Raw genomic sequence first — 19,317 nt, forward strand, 5'->3', positions numbered from 1 at the left:
CTGTGCCTGCCGCGCCCGGTTGTGCCTGTCGTGCCGGTTGTGCCTGCCGCGCCCGGTTGTGCCTGTCGTGCCGGTTGTGCCTGCCGCGCCCGGTTGTGCCTGTCGTGCCGGTTGTGCCTGCCGCGCCCGGTTGTGCCTGCCGTGCCGGTTGTGCCTGCCGCGCCCGGTTGAGCCTGCCGTGCCGGTTGTGCCTGCCGCGCCCGGTTGAGCCTGCCGTGCCGGTTGTGGCGTCGTGCCGGTTGTGGCTGTCGTGCCCGTTGTGCCTGCCGTGCGCGCCGCGCCTGCGGTAGCGGGCGGCCCGGGCGTGCTCCCGTGTGCTGGTTGCGTGCCGGGCATGACGTACTGGACGTATCACCGGATGCCGAGCTACCGGGCGTCGAGGAGCCCCGGGTGTGTCCTCAGGAGTCGGCTGGGCATGGCCGCTGGGCTGGCATGCTTGGACGCGACACAGTCGCCGGTATGCGAACCCACTCGCGATGCCGGGTTCCGCCAGCCGCTCGGAGGACTTGCGGGACGTCTGGAGCTGCGTGGCACCTAGCTTTAGGTTCCCGGTCTTTCGTGGGGAGCTCTTCGGGCCGACCCGGCCAGGCACCCAACCACTGCCTCGAGCTTCTGGATGAGGCGTTTGCTCACGACGTGATTGGTGAGCCGTTGCTGAGGTTGTGGAGTTCGTCGGGCGCGGCCAGGATCATCGGCAGCCGGCGGGCGTTGAGTGGCGAGACCAGGCCGGCGAGCTCGTCCGGTGCGTGCCAGGAGATCGACCGGATCTCGAAGCCGTCAGGCTGCAGCTGGTCGATCAGCGACGGGTCGTGGACGCCGCCGTCGTACAGGATCTCGACCGCGTCGCCCCAGCCTTCCCACCGCGGCAGCCAGTCGATCGCGAGGATGCCGAGCAGCGGTAGCGCCGTACCGAGCTCCTCCTCCATCTCCCGGGACGCACCGGTCGCCGGGTCCTCGTCCGGCTCGACGACTCCGCCGGGCAGCTCCAGGTCCTTTTTGTAGCTGACCTGGCACAGCAGCACCCGTCCGCCGGTGTCGCGGACGACGACGTGCGCGATCACCCGCTTCTTCGGCAGCGCCGAATCCATCAACGCGGTCCAGCCCGTCACCGTGTCCGGACGCGGATCGTCGACGCGCATCCCGTACACGGCCACGTCGCGGCGCTCGCCCTCCACCAGCGCGGCCCCGCGCAGCACGCCCTCGCGCCGGAATCCGGACCGGATCGCGACCCGGGCGGAGGAATGCAGCTCCACGTCGACCTCGACCTGCAGCCGCTCCAGACCGAGCTCACCGAACGCCCACTCGCTCAGCAACCGGAGCGCCCGCTGCGCCAGCTCCGTGCCGCCGTCGAGCGCCCAGACCACCAGGCCGACCCCCGGCGTGGTCCGCCGGACCTCGACGGTGCCGACCGGCTGCCCGTTCTCGACGTCGAACCTGACGACCACCTCGTCGTCGAGCGCGAGGCGCAGTGTCAGTTCACCATCGGTCAGCGGAGCGGTCACGCCGTGAACGCTACCCGGTGAACCGCAGGTAGACCGTCGCCAGGGGTGGCACGGACAGCTCGGCGCTGCTCTCGAGCCCGTGCCACGGCGTGCCGTTGGCCTCCACCGCACCGAAGTTGCCCACACCGGACCCGCCGTACGACGTGGCGTCGGTGTTGACGACCTCCTCCCAGCGGCCGGCGTACGGAAGGCCGAGCCGGTAGCCGTGGTGCGGGATCGCCGAGAAGTTCGCGATGCACGCCACGGCCGACTGACCCCCTGAGCCGTCAGGGCCGTACCGGACGAAGGAGAACACGTTGTTGCCGGCGTCGTTCGCGTCGATCCAGCTGAACTTCTCCGCGTCGTGGTCGGTCGCCCAGAACGCCGGGTTGTCCTTGTAGACGCGGTTCAGGTCGCGGACCAGGTCCTGCAGGCCCTGGTGGTCGCTGTGGTCCAGCAGCCACCAGTCCAGCTCGCCTTTCTCCGACCACTCCGACTCCTGGCCGAACTCGCACCCCATGAACAGCAGCTGCTTGCCCGGGTGCGCCCACATCATCGCCAGGTAGGCACGCAGGTTCGCCAGCTGCTGCCAGCGGTCGCCCGGCATCTTCCGCAGCAGCGAGCCCTTGCCGTGCACGACCTCGTCGTGGGACAGCGGGAGGACGAAGTTCTCGGAGTAGGCGTACATCATCGAGAACGTCATCTCGTGGTGGTGGAACTGCCGGTGCACCGGCTCGTGCTCCAGGTAGCGGAGCGAGTCGTTCATCCAGCCCATGTTCCACTTGAAGCCGAACCCGAGCCCGCCGAGGTGCGTGGCCCGGGTGACGCCCGGCCAGGACGTCGACTCCTCGGCCACCGTGATAACGCCCGGGACCCGCTTGTAGAGCGTCGCGTTCATCTCCTGCAGGAACGAGACGGCCTCCAGGTTCTCCCGGCCGCCGTACTGGTTCGGCACCCACTGCCCCTCGGAGCGGGAGTAGTCCAGGTAGAGCATCGAGGCGACCGCGTCCACCCGCAGGCCGTCGATGTGGAACTCCTCGGCCCAGTAGATCGCGTTCGCGACCAGGAAGTTCCGCACCTGCGGACGGCCGAAGTCGAAGACCAGCGTGCCCCAGTCGGGCTGCTCGCCGCGGCGCGGGTCCGGGTGCTCGTACAGCGGCGTGCCGTCGAACCGGGCCAGTGCCCAGGCGTCCTTCGGGAAGTGCGCCGGGACCCAGTCCACGATCACGCCGATCCCGGCCTGGTGCAGCCGGTCGACCAGGAACCGGAACCCGTCGGGGTCGCCGAAGCGCGACGTCGGCGCGAAGTACGACGTGACCTGGTAGCCCCACGAGCCGCCGAACGGGTGCTCCATCACCGGCATGAACTCGACATGGGTGAAGCCCATGTCGTTGACATAGGCAACGAGCTCGTCGGCCAGCTCGCGGTACGACCGCCCCTTGCGCCAGGAGCCGAGATGCACCTCGTACACGCTCATCGGCTCGGCGTACGCCTGCGCCGCGGCGCGCCGCTCGATCCACGCGGCGTCGTCCCACTCGTACGTCGACTCGTGGACGACGGAAGCGTTCGCCGGGGGAGTCTCGGCGAGGTTCGCCATCGGGTCGGCCTTCTGCCGCCAGACGCCGTCGCGGCCGCAGATGTCGAACTTGTACCGCGTCCCCGGGCCGACGCCGGGCACGAACAGCTCCCATACGCCGGAGGCGCCGAGCGACCGCAGCGGATGCGCCCGGCCGTCCCAGAAGTTGAAGTCGGCGGTCAGCCGGATGCCCTGCGCGTTCGGCGCCCAGACCGCGAACGACGTACCGGTGACGGCCCCGCCCGGGCCTTCGTAGCGGCGGACGTGGGCGCCGAGCACGGTCCACAGCTGCTCGTGACGGCCTTCGCCGATCAGGTGCAGGTCGACCTCGCCGAGCGACGGGAGGTACCGGTACGGGTCGTCGACCTCGGTCGCGGGGCCGTCGGTGTAGGTGACCTCGAGGCGGTAGTCGGGGACCTTGTCGAGGTCCAGGACGCCGACCCAGACGCCGTCGTGCTCGTGCCGCAGGTCGAGGCGCTGCCCGTCGTACAGCACGGTCACGCTGTTCGCGTACGGACGGAGCGCGCGGACGGTGACGCCGTGCTCGCCGAGATGCGGGCCGAGCACCTGATGGGGATCGTGGAACGTGCCGGCGACCAGCCGCTCGAGGTCGGTCCGGCTGACTGGAACCGCTGTCACCACAGGCTTGTCGGCCGACACCACCGGCTCCTCAAAAGCTTCACGCTCTCCCATAAGCCCCATCCTGCCCGATCACGTCGTCGTACACCGCACCCCGTACCCGTCGAGTCCGGAAGTACACAAACGCAACCGGTCGGCACGTCGCGGACGGTGTTCAGGGCAGGATTACTGTGCGGCCAATTGCGCGGCAGCCGACAGTGGGATCTGCAGCCAGGTCGGGCGGTTGCGGGCCTCGTAGAGGACCTCGTAGATCACCTTGTCGGCGAGGAACGCGTTCAGCAGCACGTCCTGGGCGCGCGGATCGGCGCCCGCGACCTCGGCGTACCCGTCGCAGAAGGCCTGCTGGTTGCGGGTCGCCCATTCGGCCGCGCGGTACGCGATCTGCTGGTCGCCCTCGTGGTCCTGGAGCAGCGACCGGGCCGCGTAGTCGAACGAGCGCAGCATCCCGGCGATGTCCTTCACCGGGGTGTCCAGCGCCCGGCGCTCGACCAGCGACTTGGCCGGCTCACCCTCGAAGTCGATCAGCTTCCAGCCCTCGATCGTGCGCAGCACCTGACCCAGGTGGTAGTCGCCGTGGATCCGCTGCACGGTCACCGGCTGGTCGTAGGCAGCCAGCGCGTCGAACCACCGGCCGAGACCGTCGCGATACGGCTGCAGCTCCGAGATGACGGACGCGGCGTGGTCAAGCCGCCGGTGCATCGCGTTCGCGTGCTCGACCAGCTTCGCCGGCTCCCAGACATCGGTACCGAGCGCCTTGGCCAGCTCGGAGTGCACCTGCGCGGTGCTCGCACCGAGCCGGTGCGACTCCGGTGCGAAGTCACCGCCGACCTCCTCGGCGTGCAGGTCGGCCTCGGCGTACAGGTCCCGCACCGACGAGGTCGCGAACGACCAGCCGTCGGTCGAGTTGTTCTGGAATGCCGTCATCATCGCGAGCTCGCCGCTGTCGGTGCCGCCACCCGCGCGCGGCCACCTGCCGCGCGCCGACCCCAGCACCTCCGGGACTAGCTCGGACCCGGCCTCGGTGAGCGCCGACTCGATCTCCACGCCGGGGTTGCTCCCGGGCTCGAGCCGGCGGAACACCTTCAGCAACGCCACGTCGCCGAACACCAGCGACGTGTTGCTCTGCTCCACGGTGAGGACCAGGGACTGTGCGTCCGGCGGCACCTCGACGTGGTGGTCCGGCGCCTGGACGGGATGGAACTCCAGCCCGTCCAGCTGCCGTCCGTGTGTCAGCCCGTCCAGCCAGTACGGCGTCGCTTCCTTGTCGTGCAGCGCGTCGTACACCCAGACCTCGGTGTCGCCGAGGTCCGGCTCGACCCACTCGCCGACCAGCGCGTGGCCGAGGTTCTCGACCGGTTCGCGGTGGTAGCTGAGCGGCAGCTGGTACACCCGGATCGGGATCTCGATCCCGGGCGGACCCGCACAGTAGACGAACCCGATCCGGACCGCGGGCCAGGCGTCCGTGTCCGACAGCCAGGCCGAGGTGGCCATCGCTTCGACATGAACGTCGTGTCCCTTCTCGCCGAACCACCTCTGGCCCGCGCAGAAGGACTGGACCTGGTCCAGATGGGAAGTCACTTAAATGCTCTCCTCGTGGTTATCCGGCTTCGCCACCGGCAGCCGGAACCAGTAGAAACCGTGGGCACCGAGGGTCAGAAGGTAGGGCAGTTCCCCGATCGTCGGGAAGTGCACACCACCGAGAAGTTCGACCGGCTCGACGCCCTGCCACTGCCGCAGGTCCAGCTCGATCGGCTGCGGGAACCTGGACAGGTTGTTCACGCACAGCACCACGTCGTCGCCGAACTCCCGGACGTACGACAGCACGCTCGGGTTGGAGCCGCCCAGGTCGGTGAAGGTGCCCATACCGAACGACGGGTGCTGCTTGCGGGTCTGGATCATCCGCCGGGTCCAGTGCAGCAGCGACGAGGCGTTCTCCATCTCGGCCTCGACGTTCACCGCCTGGAAGCCGTAGACGGGGTCCATGATCACCGGCAGGCTGAGCTTGCCCGGCGTCGCGGTGGAGAACGAGGCGTTGCGGTCCGGCGACCACTGCATCGGGGTCCGGACGCCGTCACGGTCGCCCAGCCAGATGTTGTCGCCCATGCCGATCTCGTCGCCGTAGTACAGGATCGGGGAGCCGGGCAGGCTGAGCAGCAGCGCGGTGAACAACTCCATCTTGTTGGTGTCGTTGTCCAGCAGCGGCGCGAGCCGGCGGCGGATGCCGATGTTGGCCTTCATCCGCGGGTCCTGCGCGTACTCCGACCACATGTAGTCGCGGTCCTCGTCGGTGACCATCTCGAGCGTCAGCTCGTCGTGGTTGCGCAGGAAGATGCCCCACTGGCAGGTGTCCGGGATCTCCGGTGTCTGGGCCAGGATCTCCGAGATCGGGAACCGCGACTCCCGGCGCACGCCCATGAAGATGCGCGGCATCACCGGGAAGTGGAACGCCATCTGGCACTCGTCGCCGCCGGAGTCGCGGTCGCCGAAGTACTCGACCACGTCGGCCGGCCACTGGTTCGCCTCGCAGAGCAGGACGCGGTCCTCGTAGTTCGCGTCCACCTCCTTGCGGACCCGCTTCAGGAACTCGTGGGTCCGCGGCAGGTTCTCGCAGTTCGTGCCGTCGGTCTCGAACAGATACGGCACCGCGTCCAGCCGGAAACCGTCCACGCCGCGGTCCAGCCAGAACTTCAGCGCCTCGATCATCGCGTCGCCGACGGCCGGGTTCTCGAAGTTCAGGTCCGGCTGGTTCGAGTAGAACCGGTGCCAGAAGTACTGCCCGCGGACCGGGTCCCAGGTCCAGTTCGAGGACTCGGTGTCGACGAAGATGATGCGCGCGTCGGAGTACAGCTCGTCGGTGTCGGACCACACGTAGAAATCGCCGAACGGGCCGTCCGGGTCCTCCCGCGACGCCTGGAACCAGGGGTGCTGGTCCGAGGTGTGGTTCATCACGAAGTCGACGATCACCCGGATGCCGCGGGCGTGCGCCTGGTTGAGGAACTCCTCGAACTCGGGCACGGTGCCGATCTCCGGCATCACGTTGGTGTAGTCGGAGATGTCGTACCCGCCGTCGCGCAGCGGCGACGGATAGAACGGGGGTAACCAGAGACAGTCGACGCCGAGCCACTCGAGATAGTCGAGTTTCTCGGTCAGGCCCTGCAGGTCGCCGATGCCGTCGGCGTTCGAGTCCTTGAAGGACCGCACGAGGACCTCGTAGAAGACGGCCCGCTTGAACCACAGCGGGTCACTCTTCGTCAGTCCGTGGTGCTGCTCCGGCAGCATGTCGGTCACGCTCACCTCCATCGGGTGTCTCCAAACCTAGCGGTACTGCGGCTGGCACTGCTGCGCGCCGCCACGACGTGACGACGCTGGGTGGACTCGGACGGACATGCACTTGTCCTCGTACCCCGTTGTGGCAGGGCTAAAAGGAGGAACTGCGCGTGGGTCCGGACGACTCCGGTGATGTGGTGACGCCGTGGGTCGGACGGTCCCGCAAGGCGTTGCGCACAGTCTGACGGCCCTTCGGCAGTACAAGCAAATAGGGCTCGCGATCCGGTCCTGCTGCGATTCGATGACGACCGGCTCACCGTCGCGGTTGGCGCTCCTCGTGGCGCTTCTGCGCTTGCTGAGATGCCGCAGTCCGACCACCGCCGCGCAGGTACCGGCGGAGCAGTCCTCTGACATTCACCGACTGCAGCGGCGGATAGGCGGCGTCCGCGTTGACGTTGCGGCCCTCCTGCCCTTCCCCCGGCAGAATGACCGCATCTGGCTCCAGTGGCTCCGGCGCATCGGCTCTCATCGTCTTCTCCTCCAAGCGGTCGGGCGTCGCACCGAGCTGTGCTGTGCACAGCCAAGGTACGTCGCCCGCGGTCGACGGCGATCGTCTCGGTCTCAGCGGCCGCGACCGAACAGCCCTCGTTTCTTTCCGGGCTGCTGTCCACCCTGCTGTCCTTGCCGCTTCCCCTGCTGCTGACCGGACGCCTTCTTTCCCGGTTTCGCGACGCCATCATCCGCCAGTCGCTGCGCCTGCTGTGCCTGCTGCTGCGAACTCGTCTGACCGGGCTGCTTCAGACCGGCCTGCTTCTCGATGCTGCTCCACGTGCCGGTCTTGATCTCGCTGTGCTTGGGCACCACGACGGTCTTGCCCTTGGCGTTCTTGCAGGTGATGTGGCTGCCGTTCTGCCGAGCCGGCGTGAAACCTGCCTTCTTCAGCTCCTTGTCGGCGTCGCGGAATTTCTTCGCCGCTACGGCACCTCGACCGTCAGGGTGAGCTGCTCGGGAACACCGACCTCCTCGACCAGCAGTGCGATCGCCGCCTTCAGGTCTTCGACGGCCGCCTCCCGGGTCTCACCCCTCGCCGTTGGCGAATGCATCCGGCGTCAGCGCTGCCGCAGCGGTCCAGCCGCCGTCTTCGGTGTCCTCGGCGATGGTGAATGGAACCGTGATCTTGCGCTGCAACTCGGTCTCCTGGTCACTGAGTGTTTCCGCGATCGTACGACCACACCGGGGGCACCTCGACTCATCGTCGCCGGGCGCGCGGGTTCGTCAGAATCCGGGCCCGGTCTCCAGTCTGCACTGTCGCAGCCGCGGGTCAGTTTTCCGGGATGTCCACGTCGACGACGAGTTGGTCGGGGGCGCCCGATTCGGCTACTGCGCGGGTGATCTGGGTGCGGAGGTCCTCGAGGGAGGCCTCGCGGGATTCGCCCTCGCCGGAAACGAAGATGTCCGGGGTGAGGGCGGCCTCGGCGATCCAGATGCCGTCTTCGTCCTGGGCGGCGATGTAGGGCAGGTGGAGCTGTCGTCGCACGGTGTCTCCCGGGGTCATCCCCGCGGATCCGCGGCCTTGCGCGGACGGCGGGCGTACTTGGTGAAGCCGGCCCGCTCGGCGTCGGCCTCGGTGCGGAACCAGACCTCGGGCTTGGTCCGGCCGTAGTACGGCGAATCGGGCGTGTGGAACAGCATCGACTGCGCGTTCCCCTTGATCGTGAACCCGTCCGGCGGCCCCTGATGCGGCACCGCGTCGGCCGAGCCCTCGCCGTACCTTCCCGGCGGTAGCCCGGCCACGTCGCCCGTCTCCGCCCCCGGCTGGATGTGGTCGAACAGCGTCGGCTCCCCATCCATCAACTGCGAGAACTCCGCCCGCTTCTCCGGCGCCCGTACGGCGGCCGCCGCGTCGGCAGGCGGCTCCTCGGCAGCGGGCTGCCCGTGGGTGACCGGCGGCTGCTCGGCAGAAGTCGGCTCCTCGGCTGCCTGCCGGGGTGGTGCGGCCGGCGCAGGTGCTGTCGGCGGGACGGGTGTCGGTGCGGGGGTGTCGGCTGCGGGGGTGTCGGCTGCGGGGACCGGGGGAGTGGCGGTGGCGGGGCGGCGGTCGAGGAGGTACCAGGTGATGCCGGCGCCCAGGAGGAAGGCGAGCAGGGAGCCGATCCAGTTGTCGCGGAGGAGCCAGCTCATCGGCGGGCTCCTCTCGCCGGCGTGCGGACCAGGCGGTGCAGCAGCCAAGCGGCCGTGCTGCCCAGGACGAACGCGACCAGCAGCAGAAACCAGGTCTCGGCGATCAGCCAGCTCATTCAGTTCCCCTGAACTACTCGGATCTCGGCGCGGCGGTTGGCGACCCGCCCGGCGCCGGTGGCGTTGGAAGCGATCGGGAACGCCTCGCCGTACCCGTGCGCGAGGATCCGGTCGGCACGCACCCCGAGCCGCACCAGCTCGGCCTTCACCGCGGCGGCCCGGCGCTCGGACAGCGGCAGGCTGGTCGCGGCCGAGCCGAGGTCGTCGGTGTGACCGGCCACCTCGACGCGCGCCGTCGGGCACGATTTCAGGACGGCGGCGGCCTTCACCACGGACGGCTTGGACGCGTCGTTCACGATCGACGTACCGGACAGGAAGTTGATCCGGTACTCCCGGCTGAACGCGGCCAGCCGGCTCTGGAAAGTACGGCAGGGCTCGCTGACCGCGGGCTTCGGCGGCGCCGGCAGCTCCAGCTCGTCCGCGATGACCGCGCCCGGAACGGCCGTCGCGGCGGCGCGGGCGACGGTCGCCTTGGTCGCCTGGTCCGGCACCTGACCGGACAGCGTCACGGTGTCCCCGTCGTACCGCACGGAGGCGTCGCCGCTGCCGATCGCGAGCGCGCGCAGCAACGCGGTCAGCGCGGACGCACCGGCCAGCCCGTGCGCGGCGTCGATGGTGGTGCGGTCGTCGTACTCGCGGTCCGGACCGAGCACCTGCTCGACCTCGGCACGAATCCCGTCCTTGACCGCCTGGCTCTGCACCGGCGCCTGCACCCGGATCGAGCGGTCCGTCCGCCCGACCTCGAACGCCGGTACGTCGGAGGGCCGCGGCGCACTGCTGCTCGCCGGGGCGCTGGGGGCCGGCGTGCTGCCGGAGCTGCTCTCGACCGCGACCGACCGGACGCCGTCGACGCCGGCCACGATCTCCCGGACCACGGCCGGATCGACCCCGGACGGCACGATGATCCGTGCGCTCCGGCCGTCGAAGTCGACGGAGCCGGCCTCGATACCGCGGGCCTTGAGCGCGGCCTCGGTGCGCTCGCGGAGATCGTCCTCGGTGGTGCCGGCGCGCGCCGGAATCAGCACAGCGGTCAGCAGCACAGGGACTGCGAGGGCCGCGAGCAACCAGATGACGAGCGGCCGCCGAACCAGACCGGGCACTGTTCCTCCGTGGATGCGGTCAGAGTGGCCGTGCCCGAGGAGACTACTCCGCCACCCTTGCCGAGCGCACACCCATCGGGTGAGCGTCGCAGGTTTTCCTGTCCTGTGTCGGACAGGACGCATATGTGCCAGCCTGCCGCGCAGTGAATCCCTTGACTTAGTTCGGGCCGTGAATCGTACTTATGGCGGGTCGTTTCGACTGGGAGGGGCTTCCTGTGTTGGCGATGGCTGGTAAGTCAGCGGACGGACCGTCCGACTCTTCGTTGATCATCGGCGTGGCCGCGACCACGGACGAGCGCGTCCAGTTGGCCCGCCTGCTGGGTGAGGCCGACGCACTGCTGCTGGTGTCGAACGCCGACCAGGCGCGCGCGTTCCTGGACCTGACCGGTGTCGCGGTGGCTCCCAGCGCCGCGGTCGCCGTACCGGCCGTCGCAGCGCCGGCGACTGCGGAGCGGCGGATCCAGGCGGTCCGGGCGCCCGAGCCGGTCGCCGGCCTGCGCCTCGACGTCGACCGCCGGGTGGTCCGGTGGAAGGACCGCGAGATGCCGCTGACCCGGCTGGAGCACGACTTCCTGCACTGCCTGGTGGCGGAACCCGGCCGGGTGTGGACGTATCAGCGCCTGCACCACGCAGTTTGGGGCAACGAGCACCTGGGCCGCGGCTCGCACATCCACTCGGTCGTCAAACGCCTCCGCCAGAAACTCGCCGACCTCGGCGCCACGGTCACCATCCACGCCGTCCGCGGCGTCGGCTTCCACCTCCTCCCCGCCACCTGACCGCCCCGCGCATCCGGAAGACGGATGCAACCATTCCGGCCTGTACCGCATTTAGTCCCCAGAGGAGATCGCTGGGGAGCGGGGGACAGGCGTGCGCAAGTGGGGCTTGTATCTGGTTGTCGTGCTGGTCGCGGTGGCGGTCCGGGTTCCGTTCCTGGATTATCGGTCCGGCGACTACATCCGCTATCTGGGCCCGTGGTCGACGTTCATCGAGACCCACGGCGGGTTCCGGGCTCTCGAGCACGAGTTCTCGAACTACAACGCGCCGTACCTCTGCCTCATGGCGGCCGCGAGTTATCTGCCGTGGTCGTCGCTGCTCTCGGTCAAGCTGATCTCGCTCGGCTTCGAGTTGCTGCTCGCCTGGAACGTCCATCGCCTCCTGGCCCTCCGCCACCCGACCGGCCACCTGCCGCTGCTAGGCGCCGCGGTCGTGCTGGTCCTTCCCACAGTCGTCCTGAACGGTGCGATGTGGGGGCAGGCCGACTCGACGTACGCCGCCCTGTGCGTGGCCGGGCTGTACCACCTCCTGCGCAGGCGCCCGGTCCGCTCCGGCGTCTACTTCGGTGTCGCCCTCGCGTTCAAGCTGCAGGCCGTCTTCATCTTCCCCGCGTTGCTGCTGTTCGCGCTGCGCCGGGAACTGCCGCTGCGCGCGCTCGCGATGATCCCGGTCACGTACCTGCTCCTCGACGTACCGGCGATCATGCTCGGCGCGGACTGGCGCCGGCTACTGCTGGTCTACCTCCGGCAGACCGGGGCGGACACGCAGTTGACGGTCAACGCACCGTCGATCTACGCGCTGCTCGACCTCGACCCTGCGCTGCGGCGCCTGTGCGTGCTCGGTGCGGGCGTCATTCTGCTCGCGCTGGTGGCGATCGCCGTGCGCGCCAAGCTCACCGACGAGCGGATGGTGCTGTACGTCGCGGCGTCGGCACTGCTGACGCCGTACCTGCTGCCGTCGATGCACGAGCGGTACTTCTACCTTGCTGAGGTGCTCACTGTGCTGGCGGCGTTCTGGCGGCCGGTACTGCTCCCGGTACCGGTGCTGCTCCAGGTCGCGGCGGTGTCGACGTACCTCAACTACTTCCTGAGACCGCGGCAGGTCGGCGACCTCCGGGTGCTCGCGGTGCTGCTCGCCGTCGCGATCGGAGTGCTGCTGGGGTGGCTCCTGACAAGCCGGCCGGCCCCGGACGAGGTCCGGGGCCGGTCGGGTCAGCGAAGGCTGACTGCTACTTGATGGACCGCTACTTGATGGACTTCAGGGCGAAGTCCTCGGTGACCGGTTCACCGGCCAGGAGCTTCGTCGTACGGGTCTGGGGCTTGTAGCCGTCCTTCGCGGCGATCAGGGTGAGCGGGTTGTTGCGACGGTCGAGCCAGTAGGCGTACTGACCGTCCTTGTCGGTGATGAAGGTGTAGGACTGAGCCCACGAGTCCACCTGAACGATCGCGCCCGGGAGGGCGGCCGAGGCGCCGGACGAGCTGACGCCCGTGACGGTGCCCTGCAGCTTGCTCCAGGTGGTGGGCGGAGTGACGTTCATCGTCACGCCGACCGGAGCGACCGTGTAGGGGGTGTTCTCGCCGATCGTCACGGCACCGCTGTAGGTGCCGGGCTGGTCGACGCTCGCGGTGAGCGTGACCTTGACGGTCGTCGACTGTCCCGGGGCCAGCGTGGCCTCGGTCTTGTCGATCGACAGCCAGCTCACGTCCGCCGACGACTCGGCGCAGTCCTCGAGACCCGGCAGGGCCTCGCTGTCCACGGTGGCGGTGAAGCCACCGGACGAGCCGCCGACCTTGTAGAAGCCGCAGGCCGCACCACCGCGGTACCGCGGCAGGTTGGCGTTCGGCAGCGCGGTCCAGGCGTCCGCCGACGGGTCGTACGAGAACCCGGCGTTGGTCACCGCACCGGCCTGGACACCGCCGACGATCAGCAGCTTCCCGCCGGCGACGGCGTACGACGCCGCCCAGTGGTCGGCCGGAGCGTCCGCGATCGCCGTCCACGAGTCCGCACTCGGGTCGTAGACGTACGCCGACTTCAGCGAGTTCGTGCCGTCGTTGCCACCGGCGCAGTACAGCTGGCCGTCGATGGCGCCGCAGGACGCGAACGCGACCGACTTCGGGTAGTTCGCCAGCGTCTCCCAGGCGTTCGCCGCCGGGTCGTACCGGACGACCGTGTTACTCATCGGCAGACAGCTGGAGGTGGTGCACCCGCCGACGGCGTACAGCTTGCCGTCGAGCACGGCCTGGCCGGCCGCGGCCCGCGGGGCTGGGTTGGCGGCCAGTGCGGTCCAGGCGTTGGCGGCCGGGTCGTACGACCAGGTCTCCGGCGCCGGGCCGGACGATCCCCAGCCGGAGCTGGCGATGATCTTGCCGCCGATGACGCCGACGCTGATGGCGTTGCGAGCACCCGGCAGCGGGGCGATCGCGGTCCAGGCGAGCGCCGCCGGGTCGTACACGTAGCTGTTCCCGGTGGACGCACTGCCGTTGCCGCCGGCAATCGAGTAGACCTTGCCGTCGACGTTGACCACCCGGTTGTCCATCACGGTCGCCGGGTAGTCGGCGATGTCGGCCCACGGAGCCGCCATCGGCTTCGCGGCGGCCGGCGAGCCGCCCGTCTTGCCGGACAGCATCCGGGCGAACGAGGTGTCCACGGCGAGCCGCTGCAGCGGGGCGCCGGGCCCGTTCTCGACCTGGGCCTTGGTGGTCGTGGTGCCGTTCGCGTTCTGCAGGACGAAGCCGCTGTCCTTCTCGCCGAACTTCACGTCCACCGGCGCTCCGCCGGTGTTGGTGACGGTGAACGACTTGGTGACCTTGCCGGTCGGCAGCTTCAGGTTGCCGGTGACACTGCCCGGCGTGACGGCCAGCTGGCCGGCCTTCAGCGCGTAGTCGGCCGTGGTGGTCCAGTCGGCCTCCACCGCGACAGTCGCGGTCGAGCTGACGTAGTTGCCTGCCTTGGCGGTGAAGCCCTGGTTGCCGTCCGCGGAGGAGTACAGCCAGTAGAAGCCGTCGTCGAGACCGGTGTCCTCGGGCGTCGCCACGGTCGTCGCGGACTCGGTGCTGCCGTCACGGGTGACGACCGCGCCGTTCACGAACCCGTTCGTGTTGGCGTCCTTGACGTTGCCGACGACGATGCCGCCGCCGGTCGGTACACAGGTGACCTGGCTGCCGACGAGCACGTTGTCGACCTCCCACCACCATTCGTACGAGGCGTTGTAGTAGTGGAACCGCACCTGCACCGCGGACTGGCCGGCCGCCTGCGGGATCGCGATCTCCTTGACGCCGCGGAGGTCGGCGGCCTGGGTGAGCACGTTGCTCCAGGTGGCGCCGCCGTCGATCGACAGGTCGACGTCGGCCTTCTCGCCGCTGAGGTAGTTCAGGTCCTGGTTGAACCGGATCACCGGAGCGGTGACCGAGGTCAGGTCCACGACGGGGCTGACCAGCGACGTGTCCTGCTGCCCGCCGCCGCCGTACTTGTCGCTGTCGATGATCGCGAACTTGCCGCTACCACCGGCCAGGTTGCCCCGGTTGCCCGGGTCGTCGAACTTCCAGACCTGCCCGTTGCCCTTGTTGTCGACAACGGTCCAGCCGCTCGGCGCGGCACCGGAGTCGAAGGTCTCGTAGACGCCGTCCGAGCCCCACTTGTAACCGGGCGCAGTGCTGCACGAGTTGGCGTCGGCCGGGACCGCGATGTTCTGGGTCAGGTTGCCGCTGCCGACCGTGATCGGCTGGCTGACGGTCTGGTACCCCGGGTACTTCGTCTCGACCTTGAGGCTGTACGCCGCGCCGGACGGGACCTTGAGGCTGTACCGGCCGTTGCTCGGGGTCGTGTAGTCGAACACGCCGCCCGGGCCCTCGACCGTCACCTTCGCGTACAGCGGCCAGCCGTGGCCGGAGCCGTCCGTGACGGTGCCACCGACGCTCACCTGCGGAGTGCTCTCCAAGGCGAAGTTCTTGGTGGTGGTCTGACCGGTGGTGATCGTGACGGTGGCCGTCTGGGTCTTGTACCCGAAAGACGCGACCGTCAGGGTGTAGTCGCCGGCCTGCAGCACGGACGTGAACGCGCCGGTGCTGCTGGTGGTCAGCGTCTTGTCGGCCTGACCGTCCTGGTGCACGGTCACGCTCGCACCCGCGAGCGCGGCGCCACCGGTGGCGGCGGTGACGGTGCCGGACAGCGTGCCGGTGTCGCCGATCGGCGCCGCGTCCAGGAGCGCCAGCGCGTCCAGACGGCCCTGCCCGAAGACGTTGTTGTTCGCGTCGGTACCACCGCACTGGCTGTCGGGGGTGTCGATCGCGGTCGAGTTCAGCAGCGCCCGGGTCGCCGCGACGTCACCCTTGAGCGACGGCGAGGCCGACCAGAGCAGGGCCACGGCGGCGGTCAGGTGCGGTGTCGCCATCGACGTACCGTTGAACGCGCCGTAGGTGTTGCCCGGCAGGCTGGACCGGACGTTGACACCGGGGGCCGAGATGTTCGGCTTGATGGTGCCGTTCTGGCCCACGCCGCGGCCGGAGAAGGACGCGATGTTGTTGTTGATGTCGTAGGCGCCGGCCGAGTAGTTGCTCGTCAGGCTGCCCGGCGAGCCACTGCTCTGACAGGCCGAGCCGCTGTTGCCGTTGGCGAACGCACCGAAGATCCCGGACGCGGTCCAGGCCAGGGTGATGTCCTCCATGAACGGGTCGTTCGACGGCAGCGTGGAGCCCCACGAGTTGTTGATGACGTTCGGCCGCTTGCTCGCGTCCGGGTTCTGCCCGGCGAGGTCGGTCGGCTCGAGCATCCACTGGCCGGACTCGATCAGCGCGGCGTCGCTGGGGCAGCAGCCGTTCGCGGCGATCCACTTCACGCCCGGCGCGACACCGATCTGGTTGCCCGCGCCGTCGTCGCCGGCCATGGTGCCCATCGTGTGGGTGCCGTGGCCGTTGCCGTCGGACGGTGCGTTCGGCGAGGTACCGGCCGCGTCGAACCAGTTGTAGTTGTGGTCGAAGGTGCCGTCACCGTTGTTGCCGCGGTACTGGTTCACCAGCGCCGGGTGGTCGTACTGCACACCGGTGTCGATGCTGGCGACGACGATGCCCTCACCCTTGTCGCCGTACTGCGACCAGACCTGGTTCGCCTTGATGTTCGCGACGCCCCACTCGACGGCCTGGACGGCCTTCTCCTGCTGGCCCGGCGTGACCTTCGGTACCTCGATCTGGAGCGGCGCGTACAGGCCCTCCACCTCGGTGTGTCCGGCCAGGGTCTGGGCCAGGTCCAGCGAGCCGCTCTCGATGCGGATCGCGTTGGTGCCCCAGAACGACTGGTACTTGACGTGTTGCGCGTCCAGTTCGGCGCGGATCTTCGCCTGGCTGTCCGCGGCGGCCTTCTTCAGCGCGGCGGCGACCGCCGTACCGCGCTCGTTCCAGTTGGTGATCTTGCTGGCGGCGGTCAGGTCGGCCTTCGCCGCGAACCGGACCCAGTAGTCCGTCGCGGCCTTGGCGTCCTTGCCGTCCTTGCCGTCCAGCTTCTCCATCAGGTCCGGCTTGATCTTGGAGGCCGGCGTGGCCTCCGGCTTGGTGGGCGGTCCAGAATGTGGCGCAGCTTGGGCCTGGCCGGCGGCGGCCATCCCGGTCGCCAGCACGGCCACCGTCGCCAGGGCACCCACCAGAGATCTGGCGAGTCCCTTCCGTTGATGTGACATCTCTGCAGCCCCTCACTTGAAAGACCCCGAGTCGACTCCCCCGAGTCATCTGCTGCAGGAGGGCTCATGCGAACTCTGTGTGCCCCCCAGGTCGCGGCATGTGACACCGCAAGCCTGACGAGGAATCTATGTGTCAGAACAACGTGGTAACAAGCACACTTGGTGAGCAAGATGTGACTAGCAGTCGCACCGATCGAAGCAAGATAGGCAAACCTTGGCAGTCCGTTGACGATCCCGGGCAGATGTTGACATCGTGACCAGATGGTCACCGCCCGTGAACCCGCTCTCCTGATGCCGCGACTCCGTCGCGGCGGGTCATGGGGCTGGAACTCCCGTCCTTCCCTCGTCGCTCCGGTCGCTGCGCTCCCTGCGCTCCTCAGTCCAGGACGGGAGGCCCCATGACCGGTCCGGACACAGATCTGACAGAGAACTTCCCGCTGCTGATCGCGGTGTCGGCCTCGGCCGAGCAACGCGTCCGCCTGGCCGAGCTCGTCGACGACGTCGCGCCGTTGCTGCTGGTCTCCAGCCTCGACGAACTGCGCCGCCTGCTGGTTCCCGCGCAGCAGCCGCCGCCCGGCGCGCCCGAGGAGCCCGAACCGCCGGAGCCGGACGCGGTCGACGCCGCGGCGGTCCGCGCCGGCGGCGAGGATCCCGACGCGGACGTGCTCACCATCGACCGGGCCCGCTCGGTCGCACGCTGGCGCGACGGCGAGATCCAGCTCACCGACCTCGAGCTGGAGCTGCTCAGCCGGCTGATGTCGACGCCGCTGCGCGTCTGGTCGTACGACGCCCTGCACCACACCGTCTGGCGGGACGGCAGCGTCCGCGGCACCGCCGACGTCCACTCGGTGGTGAAACGCCTGCGCCGCAAACTCGACGACCTCGGGACGACGGTCACCATCGACGCCGTCCGCGGGATCGGGTTCCGGCTGACCGACCACCAGCGCCCGATGATCACCGATCTGCGCGCGGGGTAGTTGCGAGGTAGGTTGTGGCGATGTGACCTTCTCCGCGCTGAGTCATCTCGAATGCCCGCGGTGCGGGGCGACCCACGACGCCGACCAGATCATCGGCCTGTGCCCGTGCGGATCGCCGCTGCTCGCGCGGTACGGCGTACCTGCTGTCGACAAGGCAGATCTGGTGTCGCGCGCGCCGGATCTGTGGCGGTATCACGAGCTGCTGCCGGTGCGGTCGCCGTCCAACGTGGTGACGCTGGGGGAGGGGATGACACCGCTGCTGCCGATGACGCGGTACGGCGCCTCGATCGGCGTCGAGCGGCTGCTGATGAAGGACGAGGGGCTGATCCCGACCGGTACGTTCAAGGCGCGCGGCGCCGCGGTCGGGGTGTCGCGTGCCGCTGAGGTCGGCGTACGGAAGATCGCGATGCCGACGAACGGGAACGCCGGGTCGGCCTGGGCCGCGTACGCCGCCCGCGCCGGGATGGAGGCGCTGATCGCGATGCCGATCGCCGCGCCGGAGATCTGCCGGCGGGAGGTCGTCGCGGTCGGGGCGCGGTTGCAGTTGATCGACGGGTTGATCGGGGATGCGGCGGCTTATGTCCGGGCGCAGCCGGGGTACTTCGACGCGTCGACGCTGAAGGAGCCGTACCGGATCGAGGGCAAGAAGACGATGGGCCTCGAGATCGCCGAGCAACTCGGGTGGTCGGTGCCGGACGTGATCGTCTACCCGACCGGCGGCGGCGTCGGCATCATCGGCATCTGGAAGGCCCTGACCGAGCTCCGCGACCTCGGCTGGATCTCCGGTCCGCTGCCGCGGCTGGTCGCCGTCCAGTCCACCGGCTGCGCCCCGATCGTCCGAGCGTGGGAGAAAGGCCTGTCCGAGAGCGAACCCTGGCCGGACGCCCGAACCGTTGCCTTCGGCATCACCGTCCCCAAGGCCCTCGGCGACTTCCTCGTCCTGCAGGCCATCGCGGAAACCGGCGGCTGTGCCGTCGCGGTCGACGATGCCGACATCTTGGCCGAACAACACCTGGTAGCCCGCCTGGAAGGCACCTTCATCTGCCCCGAAGGCGCCGCCAACTTCGCCGCCATCCGCACCCTGCGCGACTCCGGCTGGATCGGGCCCGACGACCAGGTAGTCGCGTTGAACACCGGGGCCGGGTTGAAATACCCGGAGACCGTCCCGCTCTAAGCGACGCCGGCGCCTGGCGCCTGTTCCTCTGCGCCGCGGTCGCCGGCGCGCTTGTCCTGCCTCGACGTCATGAGCACCAGGCCGGCCACCACACCGATCGGAAACCACAAGCCGACCGCCGACCCACGACTAGACCACTCGCCGGGCAGCAAGAACACGACACCCGCGGCGATCATCCCGCCCGTCCAGAACCGCTCCGACTGCTCGAGCACCCGCTCTGTATCGGGCGTGAACCACCCGATCGCCGTTGCGATCCCCATCGGAACCAGCCACCCGGTCCTCCGACGCGTCTCGTCCGACACCCGCTGCAGAACTGCCATCCCCGCCCCTCTCCTGAGACCGCGAGGATCTCACGCCCGAGCT

The 19,317-nt window shown here is 69.3% G+C and carries 15 protein-coding genes and 1 pseudogene; 4 read left to right on the top strand and 12 right to left on the bottom strand.

The window, feature by feature from the left end; all coding sequences use genetic code 11:
• Positions 1–629 precede the first annotated feature (629 nt).
• The 10 genes and pseudogenes from ABZX12_RS31430 to ABZX12_RS31475 all read right to left on the bottom strand — a co-directional run bounded on the left by ABZX12_RS31430 (position 630) and on the right by ABZX12_RS31475 (position 10,361).
• Positions 630–1,502 (bottom strand): GNAT family N-acetyltransferase, encoded by an 873-nt coding sequence (locus ABZX12_RS31430; protein WP_355699075.1) that lies wholly within the window; start codon positions 1,500–1,502, stop codon positions 630–632.
• A 10-nt stretch (positions 1,503–1,512) separates the two neighbouring features.
• A complete protein-coding gene (glgB, locus tag ABZX12_RS31435) occupies positions 1,513–3,750 on the bottom strand; it encodes a 1,4-alpha-glucan branching protein GlgB (protein ID WP_355699076.1) in 2,238 nt (745 codons plus the stop codon).
• 111 nt (positions 3,751–3,861) lie between these two features.
• Positions 3,862–5,274, bottom strand: coding sequence for an aminoglycoside phosphotransferase (locus ABZX12_RS31440; RefSeq protein ID WP_355699077.1), 1,413 nt, complete (start codon positions 5,272–5,274; stop codon positions 3,862–3,864).
• Positions 5,275–6,975 carry a maltose alpha-D-glucosyltransferase gene (treS, locus tag ABZX12_RS31445; RefSeq protein ID WP_355699355.1) on the bottom strand — a complete coding sequence of 567 codons (1,701 nt, stop codon included), beginning with the start codon at positions 6,973–6,975 and terminating at the stop codon, positions 5,275–5,277.
• 301 nt (positions 6,976–7,276) lie between these two features.
• Entirely contained in the window at positions 7,277–7,492 is a 216-nt protein-coding gene (locus ABZX12_RS31450; protein ID WP_355699078.1) for a hypothetical protein, read from the bottom strand.
• Positions 7,493–7,584: 92 nt separating this feature from the next.
• Positions 7,585–7,911, bottom strand: a pseudogene (locus ABZX12_RS31455) (type II toxin-antitoxin system HicA family toxin); the annotation flags it as partial.
• A gap of 26 nt (positions 7,912–7,937) precedes the next feature.
• The gene (locus tag ABZX12_RS31460) at positions 7,938–8,066 is read right to left on the bottom strand and encodes a hypothetical protein (RefSeq protein ID WP_355699079.1); all 129 of its coding nucleotides are present in this window, start codon (positions 8,064–8,066) and stop codon (positions 7,938–7,940) included.
• A 218-nt stretch (positions 8,067–8,284) separates the two neighbouring features.
• Positions 8,285–8,500 carry a hypothetical protein gene (locus ABZX12_RS31465; protein WP_355699080.1) on the bottom strand — a complete coding sequence of 72 codons (216 nt, stop codon included), beginning with the start codon at positions 8,498–8,500 and terminating at the stop codon, positions 8,285–8,287.
• Between the two features lie 14 nt (positions 8,501–8,514).
• Positions 8,515–9,144, bottom strand: a complete 630-nt coding sequence (locus ABZX12_RS31470) for a hypothetical protein (RefSeq protein WP_355699081.1) — start codon at positions 9,142–9,144, stop codon at positions 8,515–8,517.
• Between the two features lie 116 nt (positions 9,145–9,260).
• Positions 9,261–10,361: an OmpA family protein gene (locus ABZX12_RS31475; protein ID WP_355699082.1), complete on the bottom strand. Its 1,101-nt coding sequence runs from the start codon at positions 10,359–10,361 to the stop codon at positions 9,261–9,263.
• A gap of 224 nt (positions 10,362–10,585) precedes the next feature.
• Here ABZX12_RS31475 and ABZX12_RS31480 point away from each other — a divergent pair, with 224 nt between their 5' ends.
• Both ABZX12_RS31480 and ABZX12_RS31485 read left to right on the top strand, forming a co-directional pair.
• Positions 10,586–11,137: a winged helix-turn-helix domain-containing protein gene (locus ABZX12_RS31480; protein WP_355699083.1), complete on the top strand. Its 552-nt coding sequence runs from the start codon at positions 10,586–10,588 to the stop codon at positions 11,135–11,137.
• 91 nt (positions 11,138–11,228) lie between these two features.
• Entirely contained in the window at positions 11,229–12,371 is a 1,143-nt protein-coding gene (locus tag ABZX12_RS31485) for a glycosyltransferase 87 family protein (RefSeq protein ID WP_355699084.1), read from the top strand.
• Between the two features lie 7 nt (positions 12,372–12,378).
• Here the strand turns inward: ABZX12_RS31485 and ABZX12_RS31490 are convergent, their stop codons facing one another.
• Complete coding sequence (locus tag ABZX12_RS31490) at positions 12,379–16,803, bottom strand: S8 family serine peptidase (protein ID WP_355699085.1); 4,425 nt, start codon at positions 16,801–16,803, stop codon at positions 12,379–12,381.
• Between the two features lie 398 nt (positions 16,804–17,201).
• Between ABZX12_RS31490 and ABZX12_RS31495 the strand changes: the two genes are divergently transcribed.
• Together ABZX12_RS31495 and ABZX12_RS31500 are read left to right on the top strand one after the other, a co-directional pair.
• Positions 17,202–17,780, top strand: a complete 579-nt coding sequence (locus tag ABZX12_RS31495) for a winged helix-turn-helix domain-containing protein (RefSeq protein WP_355699086.1) — start codon at positions 17,202–17,204, stop codon at positions 17,778–17,780.
• Positions 17,781–17,802: 22 nt separating this feature from the next.
• Complete coding sequence (locus ABZX12_RS31500; protein ID WP_355699087.1) at positions 17,803–18,954, top strand: threonine synthase; 1,152 nt, start codon at positions 17,803–17,805, stop codon at positions 18,952–18,954.
• Here the strand turns inward: ABZX12_RS31500 and ABZX12_RS31505 are convergent.
• Positions 18,951–19,274 (bottom strand): hypothetical protein, encoded by a 324-nt coding sequence (locus ABZX12_RS31505; RefSeq protein WP_355699088.1) that lies wholly within the window; start codon positions 19,272–19,274, stop codon positions 18,951–18,953. The two genes, ABZX12_RS31500 and ABZX12_RS31505, sit on opposite strands and share 4 nt — an antisense overlap.
• Positions 19,275–19,317 lie beyond the last annotated feature (43 nt).

This window comes from Kribbella sp. NPDC003505, assembly GCF_040610875.1.
Classification (GTDB): domain Bacteria; phylum Actinomycetota; class Actinomycetes; order Propionibacteriales; family Kribbellaceae; genus Kribbella.

What these genes read in the sequence shown, in the direction of transcription:
- ABZX12_RS31450 (WP_355699078.1), bottom strand. Translation starts at nt 7,492, where the DNA reads ATGAGAGCCGATGCGCCGGAGCCACTGGAGCCAGATGCGGTCATTCTG.
- ABZX12_RS31460 (WP_355699079.1), bottom strand. Translation starts at nt 8,066, where the DNA reads ATGCATTCGCCAACGGCGAGGGGTGAGACCCGGGAGGCGGCCGTCGAA.
- ABZX12_RS31495 (WP_355699086.1), top strand. Translation starts at nt 17,202, where the DNA reads ATGACCGGTCCGGACACAGATCTGACAGAGAACTTCCCGCTGCTGATC.
- ABZX12_RS31470 (WP_355699081.1), bottom strand. Translation starts at nt 9,144, where the DNA reads ATGAGCTGGCTCCTCCGCGACAACTGGATCGGCTCCCTGCTCGCCTTC.
- glgB (WP_355699076.1), bottom strand. Translation starts at nt 3,750, where the DNA reads ATGGGAGAGCGTGAAGCTTTTGAGGAGCCGGTGGTGTCGGCCGACAAG.
- ABZX12_RS31505 (WP_355699088.1), bottom strand. Translation starts at nt 19,274, where the DNA reads ATGGCAGTTCTGCAGCGGGTGTCGGACGAGACGCGTCGGAGGACCGGG.
- ABZX12_RS31480 (WP_355699083.1), top strand. Translation starts at nt 10,586, where the DNA reads ATGGCTGGTAAGTCAGCGGACGGACCGTCCGACTCTTCGTTGATCATC.
- treS (WP_355699355.1), bottom strand. Translation starts at nt 6,975, where the DNA reads ATGCTGCCGGAGCAGCACCACGGACTGACGAAGAGTGACCCGCTGTGG.
- ABZX12_RS31490 (WP_355699085.1), bottom strand. Translation starts at nt 16,803, where the DNA reads ATGTCACATCAACGGAAGGGACTCGCCAGATCTCTGGTGGGTGCCCTG.